The sequence below is a fragment of the Nannocystis sp. genome, from assembly GCF_016714285.1.
In the GTDB taxonomy this organism is placed as follows: Bacteria; Myxococcota_A; Polyangia; order Nannocystales; family Nannocystaceae; genus Nannocystis.
On sequence record NZ_JADJNN010000003.1, the window covers coordinates 588,564 to 604,583 of the forward strand.

A 16,020-nucleotide genomic window follows, 5' to 3' on the forward strand; every position below is an offset into this window, starting at 1 on the left:
GCGCGCGCCCGCGCAGGCGCTCGTCTGGCGCCGTGCGGCCGCCCGTGATACTTCGGCCGCCCGTGTCGCGCCTCAAGCGGATCCTCCTCGCCCTGACGATCTTGCTGCTGGTCCTGATCGGCGTGGTCGCCTGGATCTTCCGCTCGCGCGCCGAGCCGATCCCGGAGCAGCTCGCCGAGATCAACGTCGCCGAGGCCGACCCGATGAAGGTAGTGATCCCGGGCAGCGCCGGCCTCCCGGACCTCAAGCTCGCCGACCTCAAGGGCAAGACGGCGTACCTGGTCGTCGGCGACCGCGAGAGCATGCAGGCCGGCGAGAGCAAGCTGTTCGACCGCGCGCTCGGCCGCTGGCAGCTCCCGGCCGACGTCGTCGGCTACGCGATCGCCGACACCGAGGGCTTCAAGCTGTTCTCCAGCAAGATCGACGAGATCCTCGGCCCGATGCGCCCGGAGATCCGCCTCCCCCTCTACGTCGACTACGAGGGCGCGATCACCAAGGCGTTCAAGCTGCCCAAGGGCCACGTCGGCGTGGTCGTCCTCGGCCCCGACGGCGCCGTCACCCTGCGCCACAGCGGACCCCCCGTCGACAAGGACGACAAGATCCTCAAGGAGCTCAAGGCGGCCCTGCGCGCCGAGGAGCCGGTGCTCCCGCCCGCCCCCGCGTTCAAGGTCGGTGACCTCGACAACGCCGCCTGCGAGGGCAAGACCTGCATGTTTGTGTTCCTCGCCCGGCCGGTGAAAAAGACCGAGCTGCCCGGGGTCGAGGGCGGCTTCGACGGCGACATGGAGGCCACCTGGAAGCAGCTCCTGGACCCCAGCGTCCGCCTCGCGGGGCTCGTCGCCGACAGCGACAAGAAGCTCAAGGCGGCCGAGGAGGCCGCCGCCAAGGTCCATGTCGCGCTGGTCGGCACGCTCGAGGGCCTCGAGCTGTCGCAGTGGAAGACCGTCGCGGCGGCCGACGAGTCGCGCGCGCCCTTCGAGATCCCGGCGGCAGAGGCCGCGCTGGTGATCGTCGATTCCAGCGGCAAGCTGGCGCTGCGCGAGCTCGGGCTGGTGCGGATGCACAAGCTGAGCCGCGTCTCCGAGCTGCTCGGCGTCGACCTCAGCGACCGCCGCGAGTGAGGCTCGCACGGCGCGGACCCGCGACGATTTTGAATCGTAGTACATGTCTGTTGAGACATGTACCAATAGCAATGCACACAGGACCGCGCACGGGCTCAGGCGCGGCGCAGGGAGGCCGGGCGGGTGCCGTCGAGGTCGGTGAAGTCGTAGGTGACGGCGAGCTCGGCGACGACCAGGGCCTCGCCGCTGCGCGTGAGCACCTGCGGGTCGGCGGCGAGGGCCGCGACGGCGCGGCCGCTGAGGGTCGGAGATTCGCCGTGGGTCGGGTCGAAGCCGAGGCGCTCGGGCTCGCGCAGCAGCCGTTCGGTGCGGACGATGCCGGGCCACAGCGAGACGGCGGCGACGTTGTGCGGGCGCAGCTCACGGGCCATGTCGCGCGACATGCGGTCGACGCCGGCCTTGCCGACCCCGTAGGCGACGCTGATCGCGTAGATCTTGGCGCCGAAGGACGAGACGTTGACGATGAGGCCGCGGCGGGCCGGGACCATGATCTGCGCGGCGTGCACGGCGGCGACGTAGTGCGAGCGCAGGCCGACCCGGTGCATGAGGTCCCACTGGGCGACTGGCAGCTCCCAGAACGGACCGGCGATGCGACCCTCGGGGATCGCAAACGCGTTGTTGACCAGGAGGTCGAGCCGGCCCTGCTCGGCGTGGACGCGGGCGAACAGCGCCGCGACCTGCTCGTCGCTCGCGTGATCACAACAGATCGCAATCCCCACACCCCCGAGCGCGCGGACCTCCTCGGCGGTCTGTTCGATGCTGCCGGGGAGGCCCCCGGGGGCGGTGGAATTGGTGATGGAATCGGCCGTGGTGCGGCCGGTGACGTAGACGGTGGCGCCGGCCTCGGCGAGGCCGAGAGCGACGCCCTTGCCGACGCCTCGACTGGCGCCGGTGACGATCGCCACGGCGCCGCGGAGACGGTCGGGGCTGAGAGGTGCGGACATTGGCGTGGGCTCGATTCGTGGCGCTCAGAGGCTGCTGGTGTCGCCGTCGACGCCGAGCAGGACGCGGCCGGCCAGGATGGCGCTGGTGGGGCCGACCATGATGTGCTGGGTCGCGACGTGGACGTCGCGAAAGCAGCGCTGCAGCGGGCTGCCGCTGTAGATCGATGTGGCGCCGCCGGCCTCGTAGGCGTGGTCGACGACGCTGGCGCTCGCGCTGGCCGCGTGGCAAGCGGCGGCGCGGAGCAGGGCGCGGGTGCGCAGGCCGGCGTGGCCGAGCGCGCTGACCTCATCGGCGGCGAGCGTGATCGCGGCGTGCAGGCCAGCGCGGGCGGCCAGCAGCTCGGCCTCGCCGCGGGCGACGTGCAGCTGCACGAGTTCACGGTGGGCGATCGTCTTGCGAGCGCCGCCGGGTTGCTTGTGGGCCGCGAGCGCGAGCAATGCGTCGAGGGCGTTGCGGGCGATGCCGAGGCTGACCGCGGCGACGCCAGCGGCGAGGGTTCCGAAGAAGGGCTGGCGGTAGAGCGGGGCGTCGATCGTCGGGGCGGCCAGCAGCGAGAAGCTGCGCGCGTGCGCGACGACGAGCTCGTCGACCGAGATATCGTGGCTGCCGGTGCCGCGCAGCCCGCTGGTGTCCCAGGTGTCGTGGATCTCGAGCTCGTCGCGCTGGAACAGCAGACTGCGCAGCTCGGGGCGGGCGGGGTCGCCGGTGTCGACGAGCACGCCGCCCATGAGCCAGCCGGCGTGCTGGCAGCCGCTGCAGAACGGCCAGCGGCCGCGCACGCGATAGCCGGCCTGCTCGCGGGTGGCCCGGCCGAGCGGGGCGAACACGCCGCCGGTGATCACGTCCGGCGGTGAGAACACCTCGCGGGCGGTGGCCTCGGGGAGGAATGCGCTCATCAGCCCGGAGGTCGCGCCGATCATCGCGCACCAGCCCGCGGAGCCGTCGGCGCGGGCGATCGCCTCGAGCACCGCGGCCAGCGTGGCCACGGATGTCTCGGCGCCGCCGAATCGTTGCGGGACGAGCAACTTGAAGATGCCGGCGTCGACCAGCGCAGCGACGGCCTCGGCGGGCAGTCGGCGCTGGCGCTCGATCGCCTCGGCGTGTGGGCGGATGAGCTGCGCGGCGGCCTCGGCCCGGGCCACGAGGGGAGCGTCGATCATGTCGGCGGATGGTAACAGGGTCGGGGACGCGATCGAGTGCTCGCGCGCGGACGCGGCGTCATCGAGTCGCGGCCCGCCGCCGAACTTTCGCGTCGTGTCCTGGGATATCCTCGGCGGATGGTGGGCTGGCGTGCCCAATCTGACGAGCCTGTGGAACCCGAACGCTTCACGACCAGCGCGCGTGCACGGGGCCACAACGCCACCTATGGTCCGGTGAAGCTGCTCGTGTTCGACGGAGTGTCGTGCGGGTTCTCGACGACGATTTTGTGATCGCCGGCGAATCCACCGTCGTCCTCGAACAAGATCTCGCGCGACGAGATCACCGCGACGAGCAGCCCGCGCTCGGCCAGCGAGACCCCGTCGACCCGGACCACCGCCTCGCGCGAGAAGCCGGTGCCGGTGACCGCGAAGCCGGGGCCCGTGCTGTCATCGCCGTATTTGAGGGTGGTCGGCATCACCGCCGCGATCGCCGGAATGCTCGGACTCGGCACCACCGCCGCCATCGCCGACCCGTACTGGCCCTCGGCGCTGGCCAGCAGCTCGCCCTCGCCATCGAGGAAGTCGACCGCGAGCGGCCCCGTGATCGGGCTGTAGTCGGCGTCGAGGACCATCGCCGAGAGCACCACCGGCGTGTCGACGATGGCACGATACGGCGCCGTCAGCAGCACCCTGGCCGGCGGCCCCGAGGCGGGCTGCATGCGCCGCATCGCGGGCCGCACGACCCAGTCGGCCGCGCCCGCCGGGAGCGGCCCGGCCGCGGTGGACAGGTCGACCGCGTAGCGAAACAGCACCGGGGCAGGATCTTGCGGGGTGTAGCTGGCCTGGACCTCGCCGTCGGTCAGCGTGAAGCTGGCGGCCTCGACCACCGGTGACGCATCGAGGGTGACCGTGGCGCCCGCGAGCGCGGCCGCGTCGACGCCGATCAGGTCGGCGATCTCGTCGGCGCCGATCGACAGGTCGGCGGCCACCCCGAGCTGCGCCGGCACGACGACGATCCGCGCGTCGACGAAGCGACCGGCGTCGCCGCCCGCGATCACCTCGTCGGCGATCACCCCCGCGAGCGCCACGCCGGGCGAGAGCTGACGCTGCAGGTTGGCCTGCTCGAGCAGCTGCGGCGAGAACTGGACCTGGCGGTCGGCGCCCTCGATGCCCGCCAGCAAGATCGCGTCGCTGTCGTCGCCCGCGGCCTGCACCTGGCGATCGAACTCGTACAGCAGGTGATCGATCGAGGTCGCCGGGCAGTCGGCGCACAGCTGCTCGCCGTCGCCGCGCGCCAGCCAGTCGCGAAACAGGTCGGCCTGCGTCGCCGCCGGCGCGTCGTCGGTCGGCGCTCCGCCGGACGGCGCGGACAGCATATCGAACACCGGCAGCAGCGAGGCCGCCATCTCGCGCTGCAGGACCGCGATGTTGTCGTCGCCCGGCGCGCTCTGCAGCCCGTGCAGGCCGGCGGCGATGGTCGCCAGCGTGTCGTCCTCGCCGGCGCGAAAGCCAGGCCCGGGCAGCGGCGCCGGGGCCCCGCAGGACTTGTTCCACGGGACGATGAGGGTCGGCGGCGTGGTGTAGTTCGACTTCTCCATCAGGTTGAGGCTGATGCCGATCGGCCACGGGATCAGCGACGCCGTGAGGCCGTAGCCGCTGTCATATTCGATCGCCGGCACGAAGGCGCGACCCGGGACGATGAAGGCCGTGAAGCCGACGATATATGGCCCGATGCTGTACGCCACCGCGAACGCCGACATCGACGACAGATACTCGGTGGTGATGAAGTCGCCGTCGGGGCTCTTGGCGCAGCCGACCGCCGCGGTCACGCCGAAGTGGCCGAAGTCGGGCGGATAGTAGACGTTGGTCGACACCTGGGTCGCCTTGTAGATGCCGTCGCGGCCGAGCAGGAGAAACTCGTAGATCGCGTTCTCCTCGACCAGTGAACCCGAGGTCAGGCTCGCGCTCACCCAGCAGAGCGACCCGTTGATCGTGCCGATCTTCTCGGCCGGCTTGCCGACCCCACACGCGGCCGTCGCCGGCGGTGTGCGGGCCGCCCAGGACGCCCGCACCGGCGCCACCCCGCCCGCGCGCCGGTGCGGGCCGTCAAGCTGCGGACGGACCACGCTGGCCGAGCGCGCCGTCAACTCCGCGTCGCCGGGCGGGTCGAGCCGGACCTCCGCCTCCTCGCTGACCAGCTCCACCCCGCCCGCGCGTACGCGGGCATGCAGGCCCACGGCGCTGCCACCCTTCACCGCCTCGTCCGCGCAGGCGGCGAAAACAACGAGCGAGGCGGCGAGGACCCGGCGGAGAGACATCGCCGCAGTCTACGTGCCCCGCTCCGGGTCCCTCCCTGCAATCCATGCGTGAAGCCCCGGCGCTGCGAGCGTCGATGATGTCGGCGGATGGGAACAGGGTCGGGACGCGGCGGCATGCGCGATCGCGGGTCAAGCGGGAGTCTGCGGCGTGGGACGGCCTCCGCGGGGACTTGATGGGGCTTCATGCTGGCTTCATGCGGGGATGTTAGGTCTGGCGACCATGCAATCCGGATCGAATCTCCGCGCTCGGAGGACCCTGGCGGTCCCGGTGACCCTTGGTCTCGTGGCTGCGCGTCGAGGAGGAGGGAAAGTCGGGCCGGATCAATGCTCGGCCCTCGGGTGGGCCCGGGCCCGCCGCTGCGCGGCCTCGGCGAGGCTCATGTACGTACCAAAGAGCTGATCCCAGATCGTGAACACAAACCCGTAATTCTTGCTCCCGTGGATGTTGTGGTGGGGATCATGGGGCGCCCCGCCGCCGCCCCAGGCGAACGGTAACCAGCGGTGGGGGGACCAAAAAACGTCATATCCCGAGTGCTCCTCGATCAGGCACGCGACCCAGAGTGCGACGAATATCCAGAAGCTCAGCGGGTGCACCGAAAACAGCAGGGCCGGGGTCACCACACAGACGATCACAACGGCATCCTCGAGCGGGTGGACCCAGCCCCCGGCCCACGAGAAGGGGTAGAGGTACTTGTGATGCACGCAGTGGACCTTGCGCCGGAGCAGCGGGACCGCGTGCATGAATCTGTGCTCCCAGTAGATCAGGAAGTCACTGACCAGGAAGCAGGCCAGCACCTGCCACAGCAGCGTGAACAGGTCGGGCGCCTGCTGGGGCAGGGCGATGTGCTCGTCGGCCGCCCACCAGCCGAGAGCGTTGGCGCCGACGTAGATAAGCATCTGTGGGACCGCAGCCCGCGCGATGTCCTGCCTGCTGGGCCAGCGATCCGCGACGATCTTGTTGCGCGCCCGGCGGCGCAGATCTTTGACCGTGAACCCGAGGCAGACCACGGTAAACGACAGCAACCCCACGGTCGCCGGGAACAACCAGTGATCGACGATCCCCGCGCCGTGGGTGAGGATCGCGTGCCACACAGGCTGGAGGATCGGCTCGGCGCGCATCGGCCTGCGCAGGCTATCACGGCACGCTCCCGCGCGAACAAGCGTGGCGCGCCGGGTCTTTGGCTCTGGGAGTGGGACAGTGGCGGGTGTTATCGTCGCCGGCCGTGCCCGACATCAGCGCCGCCGTCGCTCCCCTGATCAAGCTCCTGGCGCCGTTGCTCGGCGAGCTCCTGACGGCGTTTCTTCGCACGACCGTCGGGATGGTCTGCCTCGGCACGGGGCTCGCGGTGACTGCGTTTGTCATGGCAGCTCGCGTCTCGCCGCTCCACGGGCTCCTCGCGGCCTGCATCGCCGTGGTCGCGTGCACGGTGATCGGCGTGATCGTGGCGACCAAGCGGGCCGTCGCCGCCAGCCTGATCCGTGGGGTCGGCGAGCTGCACCTGGGAAAGCAGACGACGCAATGGTTGTTCGCCCAGCTCCTTGGCGTCGACGACCGCGCAGAGATCGGAGCTCGTGGTGGCGTGGTCGCCACCACGATCGAGCTGCTCCCCCTCGCCCAGGCGGAGCAGCGCCTCGCCCAGGTGGTGCATCGCGCCGTTGCTCCGGACCCGGCTGCCACGGGCGTCCGCGTGTGGCTGCAGCGCAAGCTCGTGGCGCGGCTGCTCGGCGCCATTGCCCAGGTGACGGTCACCAGGTTCCGCAGCGCCGCCGCTTCGGCCGGGGGCATCGACCTCATCCGCGTGCGCGACGAGCTGGCCGAGCGCATGGATGCCATGATCCGCGAGCGCATCGCGGGAGGCACCCGAAAGGCCACGATCTTGCTCGTCGGGGCTGCCGTGGTCCTCGCCATCGGTGGTGCGTTCGGGGTCAGCCAGCTCCGCTGGTAGCGGTCTTCGCCGGCGGATGGTCACGGGGTCGGGGACGCGATACAGTCCCGCGCGATGGCGCGCGTCGCCATGAGACCCCCATGTCCAGCTCCGGCCAGCGTACCCAGCTCAAGCTCGTCACCGTCGGCGACTTCGACCCGCAGTCTGACAACGCGATCGAGTACGACTTCATCGGCCGGGTGATCGCCGGGCGATATACGGTCCGCGAGCACATCGGCGGCGGCGGCATGGCCGATGTCTTTCGTGCCAGCGACGGCGAGCTCGGCATCGACGTGGCGATCAAGCTGCTCAAGCCGCGCATGGCCTCCGACGAGCTGCGCGCCCGCATGGTCCAGGAGGCCCAGGCGGCGGCCCAGGTCCGGCATTCGAACCTCGTGCGGGTGTTCGGCACCGGCAAGCTCGACGCCACCGCCTATATCGCGATGGAGATGCTGCGGGGCCCGAACCTCGAGCAATACCTGCGCGCGCGCCCGCAGCAGCGCCTGCCGTGGCACGAGGCGCTGGAGCTGCTGCTGCCCGCGATCGCGGCGCTGCACGCCGTGCACGAGCGGGGCTTTGTCCACCGCGACATCAAGCCCGGCAACATCCTCGTCACCTCCGAGCCCGGCTGCCCCCCGACCGCCATCGTGATCGACCTCGGCCTGGTCAAGCCCGACCGCGCGCTCCGCAACGCCGCCAGCCCGCCGACCACCGAGGCCGGCCGCATGCTCTGCACCCCCGGCTACACCTCGCCCGAGCAGGCCGCTGGCCTCCCCGTCGACCGCCGCTCGGACGTGTATTCCATGGCGATCACCCTCTACCGCGTGCTCGCCGGGCGCCTCCCCTTCCACGACGCCCGCGGCCAGCCCGTGTTCGTCGTGCTGGCCAAGCATATCTACAATGAACCGACCCGGCTCGGCGAGGCCGCCGCGGGTGCCGACATTCCGCCGGCGATCGCCGCCGTCATCGAATCGGCGCTGCGCAAGGACCCGAAGGACCGCCCGCAGACGATGCTGGCCTTCGCCGAGGCGCTGCGGGCCGCCGCCGCGGGCTCGGCCCCGACGCAATCGTCGCTGCGCCGCCGGCCGCACGCGCTGCTGCTCGTGCTCGCCGCCGCCGTGGCGATCGCGTGGCTGTTCGTCCCGGCGCCGGCGTCCCCGCGGACGGTGAATCTCGGACCCGAGCGAATCGCGGTCCCGGCACCTGGCAGCTGGGTCCTCGCCGACGCCCGCAGATTCCCGCCGACAGATCCTACGTCGAGCGACGCGACTGCCCACATATCCCCCACTCCTGCGCCACGCGACACGACTGCCCACATCCCCGCCAGCGCCGGGTGACACGACTGCCCACATATCCCCGCCTGCGCCCGCCCCGACGACCAGGGCTGGCGAGCAGCACGATCTCGCGGCCGCGGCCCGCCGCGCCCTCGCCCGGCGTACTTCCGCGGTCCAGCGCTGCGCCGACGCGAGCACCGGCGGCAGCAATCGCCTGGCCGTCGCGATGAAGATCGATATGGAAGGGCGCGTCTCCGCGCACGTCGTCGACGCCGTGGACACCCCCCTGAGCCGCTGCGTCGACCAGGCCCTGCGCCACACGCCCCTCCTGCCGCCCCTCAAGCCCCTGTCCTTCGTGCAAACCTTCAAACTGCGCGCGACGCCTCGCCACCCGTGAACTCGATGCACCTCCACCTCGCCCTGATCGTCGCCCTCGTCGCCCCGCCGCGGAGCCTGTCGCCGGAGGCCGGCGAGCACAATACGACGGCGATGCGCTTCTACGACGCCGGCCAGTTCGCGCCCGCGGTCGACGAGTTCTACGCGGCCTATCGCGCCATGCCCGACGCCCGCCGTGACCGCGAAGGTCGCCAGCTGCTGCTCGGCTCGATGCACATGACGCTGCTCAATCTTCACGACCAGACCGGCGAGGCGGCGCCGCTGTGCCGCCTGCAGGGCATCTTGCAGGAGCACGCCGACGCGCTCGCGGCCGCGTTCCCCGAGGACCCCGAGATGCTGGAGATCGCCAACGCCCGGGCTCGCCACGAGGCGGTGACGCAGAAGCTCGCCGCCTACGGCGACAATCCCTGTGCACCGCTACCGCCGCCGCCCGCACCCGCGCCCGCGCCCGTCGTCCCCGCTGCCACGATTCCCGTCCAGCCCGCTCCGGCGCCCGCCGCAGCGCCGACGAGCGCGACGCCTGCGAGTCCCGACGCGATCCCGCCGCGCCAGCTCAGGATCGCCGGAGGCATCACCCTGGGCCTCAGCGCGGCGCTCCTCGGCGTGATGACCTACGGCCTCGTCAGTGACGCCAAGATCCGTGCGCGCGTCAGCGAGATCGACGACAAGCCGCCCGACTGTCCGCTCAGCCCAAGCGAACATGAGGAGTTGCTGGGCCTGCGCAAGGATGCAGTGACCAGCCGCGGGATCGCCATCGGCACAGGCATCGCCGCCGGAGTGACGACCGCGCTCGGCGCAACATTGTTCGCGCTGGCCCGCCGTGGCACTGGCAAGAAACGCTGGTCCGCTGCGCCCTGGTGGTCGCCCTCCGGCGCCGGCCTGACCCTTCGCGTGCAGCTCGGCGCTGCACGCTGACCCACGCACGATATACAACGACGCTCCCCTCGAGGTCTCTCTCATGACATTCCCCCGCGCACTCCACCGATCGCTCGCCTGGCCCCTGCTGGCCGTCGCCTGCCAGCAGGGCGGCGACGTCGGGACCGCGGAGCCCGAACCCGGGACCGCGAGCACCTCGTCGACGAGCACCCTCGTCGACCCCACGAATACACCGACGACCGGCGTCTCGAGCCCCGTCACGACCGACCCGGGTTCCACGAGCACCAGCGGAGACGCGAGCACCTCGACCGGCAACGTCGACACCGGCCCGGACCCCGCGAGCTCCTCGAGCGATACGACCGGCGATCCCCCAGCGCCGGGCTGCGGCGACGGCGAGCCCGGCCCCAACGAGGAGTGCGATCTGGGCGCGGCCCAGAACAACGACCACGGGGTCTGTACCCTCGAGTGCAAGATCGCCAAATGCGGCGACAAGCTGATCTGGGACGGCGAGGAAGCCTGCGACAACGGCACCGACAACAACGATAATCTGTACGGCGGCTGCACCACGCAATGCCAGCTCGGCCCGCGCTGCAACGACGGCATGCTGCAAGGCCCCGAGGAGTGCGACCTCGGCGAGGGCAACGGCGACGGCGAATTCCCGCCCTACGGCGTCCCCTGCGACGACGGCTGCCGCTTCCAGGCCCGCCTGGCCTTCCTGTCCAGCGTGGCCTACAAGGGCGGCGACCTCGGCGGAGTCGAGGGCGCGCACCTGAAGTGCCAGAAGCTGGCCAAGCAAGCGGGCTTCGATAACTCGGCCGCCTTCAAGGCCTGGCTCAGCGACGGGCAACACAGCCCGTTCCAGGACTTCAATCATGCTCTCGATACGGTCGGGCTGGCGTACGTGCGCCCGGACGGGGTGCGCATCGCGGATGACTGGGATGACCTGATCCTGAACGGGCCCGGTGATGGGATCGTCCTGACGGATACGGGGGAGAAGCTGCTGAGTGTCGGGGTGTGGACCGGCACGGCGCCAAGCGGCAAGGTCTTCGACCCTGCTGCCACCTGCAAGACGTGGAGCAGCTCGTCCGCGCTCGACAAGAGTCGGAGAGGCCTCTCGGGCGTCGACAAGCAGAAGGCTCAGGCGTGGATGCAGTGGGTCGCGGACAAACAGTGGACAAACTACACGAGTTTTGGCTGCGATGTTTCGTATCGCCTTTACTGTTTCGAGCAATAGGAGCTTATCTGCAATGAATACCACATATCCCGAACACAGGTATTCGGGCGGCGCCATGCTGGTAACCCTGTGCAGCCCCATTCTGATGGCTGCGTGCGCGGTGGAGAAGATCGACGCGATTCTTGCGGACCGCGGGGTTACGGACTGCTCTTCAAGCACCGGCGACAGCAGTGGAGGCTCCGAGACATCCACGAGCACTAGCACAGGTACGTCCACAGGCGCGTCGAGCAGCGCTGAATCCACCACATCCGGGGGCGGGACAAGCGGCACCAGCTCCGGCTCGGAGAGCACCGGCCCGTCAGAGCCGGTGTGTGGCGATGGCGTCGTCGAGGGTGACGAGACCTGTGATGACGGGAACGCGACCCCGGGCGACGGCTGCCAGGAGTGCGCGAGAGACTCCATTATCTTCATCACCAGCGAGGTGTACCAGGGCTTCGCGCTGGGTGGACTCTATGGCGCCGATCAACGCTGCCAAAGCCTCGCCGCAAAGGCCGGACTTCAGCGGTTTCTCACTTTCAAGGCGTGGCTCAGCACGCCGAGCATGTCGGTCGCGGACCGGCTTCTGCACTCGCGTGGCCGCTACGTTCTTGTCAACGGGCTGGTGGTCGCTCAGGACTGGGAGGCTCTGACGTCGGGTACTATCGAGACCACAATTACGGTCGACGAGAAGTCCCAGACGCAGGACACGCGCGCCTGGACCGGCACCTTGGCGAGTGGTGAGCCGGCCGCGGGTTCTGAGTTCTGCGAGGATTGGGACGACGACTCAGGACTCCTGAAATTTGGAGGCACCGGACTGAGCGTGAATACTGACGCCGCCTGGTCATTCTTCGAGAATGGCCCCTGTGATTCCGAGTTCCGGCTCTATTGCGTGGAACAATAAGAGTTTAGCTGCAATGAATACCATACTTCCAGAACACACATATTCTGGCGGCGCCATGCTGGTAACCCTGTGCAGCCCCATCCTGATGCTTGCGTGCGCGGTGGAGAAGATCGACGCTATACTTGGGGACGGCGAGGTTACGGACTTTGCTTCGAGCACGGGCAACAGCAGTGGAAGCTCCAAGACATTCACGAGCACGAGCGCAGGTACCTCGGTAGGCGAGACGAGCAGCTCTGAATGCACGACATCTGGGGGCGAGACAAGTGCCACGAGTACGGGCTCCGAGAGCAGCACAGGCCCCTCCGAGCCAGTGTGCGGCGACGGCGTGGTCGAGGGTGACGAGACCTGCGATGATGGGAACGCGACCCCGGACGATGGTTGCCAGGAGTGCGCGAGAGATTCCATCATCTTCATCACCAGCGAGGTCTACCAGGGCTTCGCGCTGGGTGGACTTGATGGAGCCGATCTACGCTGCCAGAGCCTCGCCGCGAAGGCCGGACTTGAGCGCTTCCTGACCTTCAAGGCGTGGCTGAGCACGCCGAGCATCTCCGTGGGGGATCGGTTGCTGCATTCACGCGGGCGCTACGTCCTGGTCAACGGGCTTGTGGTTGCTCAGAACTGGGACGCCCTCACGTCGGGGACCATCGAAACCACGATCACCGTCGACGAACACTCGCAGACACAAGACACGCGCGCCTGGACAGGTACGCTGGCGAGCGGAGAGCCGGCCCTGGGGTCCGAATTCTGCGAGGACTGGGACGATGACTCAGGATTACTGAAATTCGGAGGGACTGGACTCAGCGTGAATACCGACGCTGCGTGGTCCTTCTTCGAGCATGGCCCTTGCTTCTCGGAGCTCCGCCTTTATTGTGTGGAACAGTAACCGCATCAACAACAAGAGTCTCGGCCTGCTGTGTGTGGTGCCGCTGCTCGACGCCTGCGGCGTCCAGCAGATTGATGACATTCTCGCCGAGCGCGGGGTTACGGACTGCCCCTCGAGCATCGGCGAAAGCAGCGTAGAGCCTGACAGGTCAACGAATGCCGACGCGAGCACCAGCACCTCAATGGGAGCGATGAGTGGTTCCGGCACATCGTCGACCAGCGGGGAGCCATCGAGCAGTACATCCGGCTCCGATAGCACCGGGCCATTACCGCCGGTTTGTGGAGATGGGGTCATCGAGGGCGACGAGACCTGCGACGACGGTAACGACATACCCGCGGATGGGTGTCAGGAGTGTGCACGAGACTCCATCGTGTTCGTCAGCAGCGAGGTATACCAGGGCTACGCACTCGGCGGGCTCTACGGTGCAGATCAACGCTGCCGCAGCCTGGCTGCCAAGGCAGGTCTCGACCGATTTCTCACCTACAAGGCGTGGCTGAGTACGCCGGCCATGTCCGCCGCGGATCGGCTTGTCCATTCTCGCGGTCGTTACATGCTGGTGAACGGGCTGGTCGTCGCACAGAACTGGGATGCGTTGACCTCTGGGACGCTGGAGAACCCGATCATGGTCGACGAACACTCCCAGTCGCAGGACTCGGCGGTTTGGACCGGGACACTGGCGAGCGGACAGCCGGCGGTTGGCTCCGAGTTCTGCGAGGACTGGGACGACGACTCCGGGTTGCTGAAATTTGCTGGCACTGGATTCAGCACCAGTGTCGACGCCACCTGGTCGTTCTTTGAGCAGGGGGGCTGTGGGTCGGAGCTGCGCCTGTATTGCGTGGAGCAGCAAGGCACGTGATCCCGATGCACCTTCTCCTCACGTTGCTCGTCGCCCCGCCGCGGAGCCTGTCGCCGGAGGCCGGCGAGCACAACACGACGGCGCTGCACGCTAATCGCTCACGAGATACACGACTCCCCCATCGAGGTCTCTCATGACATTCCCCCGCGCACTCCTCCACCCGCTCGCCTGGCCCCTCCTGACCGTCGCGTGCCAGCAGGGCGGCGATGTCGGCAGCGGGGAGGGCGAACCCGGGACCGCGAGCACTTCGTCCTCGAGCACCGGCATCGACCCGACCAACACCCCGACGACCGGCGCATCGAGCCCGATCACGACCGACACCTCGGCGAGCACCAGCGAACCGGACACGAGCAGCTCGACCGGCAACATCGACACGGGCCAAGCGCTCACGAGCTCAAGCGGGACGACCGGCGATGCCCCCTCGCCGATCTGCGGCGATGGCGAGGTCGGCCCCGGCGAGGAGTGCGATCTGGGCGCGGCCGAGAACAACGATCACGGCGCTTGCACCCTCGAGTGCAAGGTCGCCACCTGCGGCGACGAGCTGATCTGGGACGGCGAGGAGGCCTGCGACAACGGCGCAGACAACAACGATAACGTGTACGGCGGCTGCACCACGCAATGCCAGCTCGGCCCGCGCTGCAACGACGGCATCCTGCAGGGCCCCGAGGAGTGCGACCTCGGCGAGGACAACGGCGACGGTGAATTCCCGCCCTACGGCGTGCCCTGTGACGACGGCTGCCGCTTCCTTGCCAGGCTGGCCTTCCTGTCCAGCGTGGCCTACAAGGGCGGCGACCTCGGCGGCGTCGAGGGCGCGCACCTGAAGTGCCAGAAGCTGGCCAAACAGGCAGGGTTCGATAACTCGGCGAAATCCAAGGCCTGGCTCAGCGACGGGGAGCACAGCCCGTTTCAGGACTTTGATCATTCGCCGAGTACGGTCGGGCTGGCGTACGTGCGCCCGGACGGGGTGCGCATCGCGGATGACTGGGATGATCTGATCCTGAACGGGCCGGGGGATGGGATTATCGTGACGGATACCGGGGAGAAGCTGGTGGGGAAATACGTCTGGACCGGCACCGCTCCGAGCGGCAAGGCGTTCGACCCGGCCGCGACATGCAAGACGTGGAGCAGTTCCTCGGCGCTCGACAAGAGCCGCGTCGGGCTCAGCGGAGTCGACAAGCAGCAGGTCCAGGCGTGGATGCAGTGGGACGCGGACAAGCAGTGGACGAGCTACGTCAGCTACAATTGCAACAACGCCAACCGAATCTACTGCTTCGAGCAATAACGGAGACTAACCTGTGAACTGCTCTACACATTTTCGACGCTGCCATGATTTGGGTGCGCTGTCGTTCTTGATGATCGTCGTCGTGCTGTCGACGGCCTGCGCCGTCGAGCAGATTGATACGATCATCGACCAACGCGGAGTCACCGACTGTCCGTCAAGCACGAGCGCGTCCGGGGGGTCTCATGAGACCTCGACCGGCACCACGACCAGCACAGGCTCATCCTCTTCAGGCAACTCGGCCACATCGTCGACGACCAGCGGCGAGACCGCAAGTGGGAGCAGTGGATCCGAGAGCAGCACCGGGGCCCCGCAGCCTGTGTGCGGCGATGGCGTTGTGGATGGCGACGAGACCTGTGATGATGGCAACGATGTACCGGATGACGGATGCCAGGAGTGCGCGAAGGACTCGATCGTTTTCATCAGCAGCGAGATCTATCAGGGCTTCGCTCTTGGTGGATTAAAGGGTGCAGATCTACGTTGCCAGAGCCTCGCTGCCAAGGCTGGGCTTGATAGATTCCTGACATTCAGGGCGTGGCTGAGTACACCGTCGATGTCCGCCTCTGACCGCCTGCTGCCTTCACGTGGCCGTTACGTCCTGGTCAACGGGCTGGTCGTCGCGCAGAACTGGGACGCGCTGACCTCGGGGGGTCTAGAGAACGCGATCGCGGTCGACGAGCACTCGCAGACGCAAGCCTGGGGCGTATGGACGGGGACCCTGCCAAGCGGACAACCCGCGCTGGGCTCGGAATTTTGCGAGGATTGGGACGACGACTCTGGTCTTCTTAGATTTGGCGGCACCGGTCTGAGTACGAGCATCGATGGGACTTGGTCATTCTTTGACCAGGGGCCGTGCGGCTCTGAGCTCCGGATATATTGTGTGGAACAATAGGG

Annotated in this window: 15 protein-coding genes; 11 read left to right on the forward strand and 4 right to left on the reverse strand. The window is 68.6% G+C overall.

Annotated elements, in window-relative coordinates:
• Positions 1–62: 62 nt before the first annotated feature.
• On the forward strand, positions 63–1,121 hold the full coding sequence (locus IPJ59_RS10030) for a hypothetical protein (protein WP_293271098.1): 1,059 nt from the start codon (positions 63–65) through the stop codon (positions 1,119–1,121).
• 95 nt (positions 1,122–1,216) lie between these two features.
• Here the strand turns inward: IPJ59_RS10030 and IPJ59_RS10035 are convergent, their stop codons facing one another.
• From IPJ59_RS10035 to IPJ59_RS10050, 4 genes are all read right to left on the reverse strand, one after another.
• The gene (locus IPJ59_RS10035) at positions 1,217–2,065 is read right to left on the reverse strand and encodes an SDR family NAD(P)-dependent oxidoreductase (RefSeq protein WP_293259008.1); all 849 of its coding nucleotides are present in this window, start codon (positions 2,063–2,065) and stop codon (positions 1,217–1,219) included.
• A gap of 24 nt (positions 2,066–2,089) precedes the next feature.
• Positions 2,090–3,226 (reverse strand): acyl-CoA dehydrogenase family protein, encoded by a 1,137-nt coding sequence (locus IPJ59_RS10040; protein ID WP_293271100.1) that lies wholly within the window; start codon positions 3,224–3,226, stop codon positions 2,090–2,092.
• A gap of 203 nt (positions 3,227–3,429) precedes the next feature.
• Positions 3,430–5,523 carry a hypothetical protein gene (locus IPJ59_RS10045; RefSeq protein WP_293271101.1) on the reverse strand — a complete coding sequence of 698 codons (2,094 nt, stop codon included), beginning with the start codon at positions 5,521–5,523 and terminating at the stop codon, positions 3,430–3,432.
• 321 nt (positions 5,524–5,844) lie between these two features.
• Positions 5,845–6,642 (reverse strand): sterol desaturase family protein, encoded by a 798-nt coding sequence (locus tag IPJ59_RS10050; protein WP_293271103.1) that lies wholly within the window; start codon positions 6,640–6,642, stop codon positions 5,845–5,847.
• A 104-nt stretch (positions 6,643–6,746) separates the two neighbouring features.
• On the opposite strand from IPJ59_RS10050, the gene IPJ59_RS10055 reads away from it, so the two are divergent.
• From IPJ59_RS10055 to IPJ59_RS10100, 10 genes are all read left to right on the forward strand, one after another.
• Positions 6,747–7,469 carry a hypothetical protein gene (locus IPJ59_RS10055; protein WP_293271105.1) on the forward strand — a complete coding sequence of 241 codons (723 nt, stop codon included), beginning with the start codon at positions 6,747–6,749 and terminating at the stop codon, positions 7,467–7,469.
• A gap of 80 nt (positions 7,470–7,549) precedes the next feature.
• Positions 7,550–8,785: a serine/threonine-protein kinase gene (locus IPJ59_RS10060; RefSeq protein ID WP_293271107.1), complete on the forward strand. Its 1,236-nt coding sequence runs from the start codon at positions 7,550–7,552 to the stop codon at positions 8,783–8,785.
• Between the two features lie 211 nt (positions 8,786–8,996).
• Positions 8,997–9,119, forward strand: coding sequence for a hypothetical protein (locus IPJ59_RS10065; protein ID WP_293271109.1), 123 nt, complete (start codon positions 8,997–8,999; stop codon positions 9,117–9,119).
• The gene (locus IPJ59_RS10070; RefSeq protein WP_293271111.1) at positions 9,116–10,033 is read left to right on the forward strand and encodes a hypothetical protein; all 918 of its coding nucleotides are present in this window, start codon (positions 9,116–9,118) and stop codon (positions 10,031–10,033) included. Before IPJ59_RS10065 ends, IPJ59_RS10070 begins: the two co-directional genes overlap by 4 nt.
• 43 nt (positions 10,034–10,076) lie before the next feature.
• A complete protein-coding gene (locus tag IPJ59_RS10075) occupies positions 10,077–11,228 on the forward strand; it encodes a hypothetical protein (protein WP_293271113.1) in 1,152 nt (383 codons plus the stop codon).
• Between the two features lie 100 nt (positions 11,229–11,328).
• Positions 11,329–12,108: a DUF4215 domain-containing protein gene (locus tag IPJ59_RS10080; protein ID WP_293271114.1), complete on the forward strand. Its 780-nt coding sequence runs from the start codon at positions 11,329–11,331 to the stop codon at positions 12,106–12,108.
• A gap of 100 nt (positions 12,109–12,208) precedes the next feature.
• Positions 12,209–12,991 carry a DUF4215 domain-containing protein gene (locus tag IPJ59_RS10085; RefSeq protein ID WP_293271116.1) on the forward strand — a complete coding sequence of 261 codons (783 nt, stop codon included), beginning with the start codon at positions 12,209–12,211 and terminating at the stop codon, positions 12,989–12,991.
• A complete protein-coding gene (locus tag IPJ59_RS10090; protein ID WP_293271118.1) occupies positions 12,945–13,847 on the forward strand; it encodes a DUF4215 domain-containing protein in 903 nt (300 codons plus the stop codon). Before IPJ59_RS10085 ends, IPJ59_RS10090 begins: the two co-directional genes overlap by 47 nt.
• A gap of 133 nt (positions 13,848–13,980) precedes the next feature.
• Complete coding sequence (locus IPJ59_RS10095; protein ID WP_293271120.1) at positions 13,981–15,129, forward strand: hypothetical protein; 1,149 nt, start codon at positions 13,981–13,983, stop codon at positions 15,127–15,129.
• Between the two features lie 49 nt (positions 15,130–15,178).
• A complete protein-coding gene (locus tag IPJ59_RS10100) occupies positions 15,179–16,018 on the forward strand; it encodes a DUF4215 domain-containing protein (RefSeq protein WP_293271122.1) in 840 nt (279 codons plus the stop codon).
• The last annotated feature ends 2 nt before the right edge of the window (positions 16,019–16,020 follow it).

Excerpts from the sequence above, each read along its gene's own strand:
- IPJ59_RS10095 (WP_293271120.1), top strand. The coding sequence starts at position 13,981 with ATGACATTCCCCCGCGCACTCCTCCACCCGCTCGCCTGGCCCCTCCTG.
- IPJ59_RS10075 (WP_293271113.1), top strand. The coding sequence starts at position 10,077 with ATGACATTCCCCCGCGCACTCCACCGATCGCTCGCCTGGCCCCTGCTG.
- IPJ59_RS10050 (WP_293271103.1), bottom strand. The coding sequence starts at position 6,642 with ATGCGCGCCGAGCCGATCCTCCAGCCTGTGTGGCACGCGATCCTCACC.
- IPJ59_RS10045 (WP_293271101.1), bottom strand. The coding sequence starts at position 5,523 with ATGTCTCTCCGCCGGGTCCTCGCCGCCTCGCTCGTTGTTTTCGCCGCC.
- IPJ59_RS10090 (WP_293271118.1), top strand. The coding sequence starts at position 12,945 with ATGGCCCTTGCTTCTCGGAGCTCCGCCTTTATTGTGTGGAACAGTAAC.
- IPJ59_RS10035 (WP_293259008.1), bottom strand. The coding sequence starts at position 2,065 with ATGTCCGCACCTCTCAGCCCCGACCGTCTCCGCGGCGCCGTGGCGATC.
- IPJ59_RS10060 (WP_293271107.1), top strand. The coding sequence starts at position 7,550 with ATGTCCAGCTCCGGCCAGCGTACCCAGCTCAAGCTCGTCACCGTCGGC.
- IPJ59_RS10040 (WP_293271100.1), bottom strand. The coding sequence starts at position 3,226 with ATGATCGACGCTCCCCTCGTGGCCCGGGCCGAGGCCGCCGCGCAGCTC.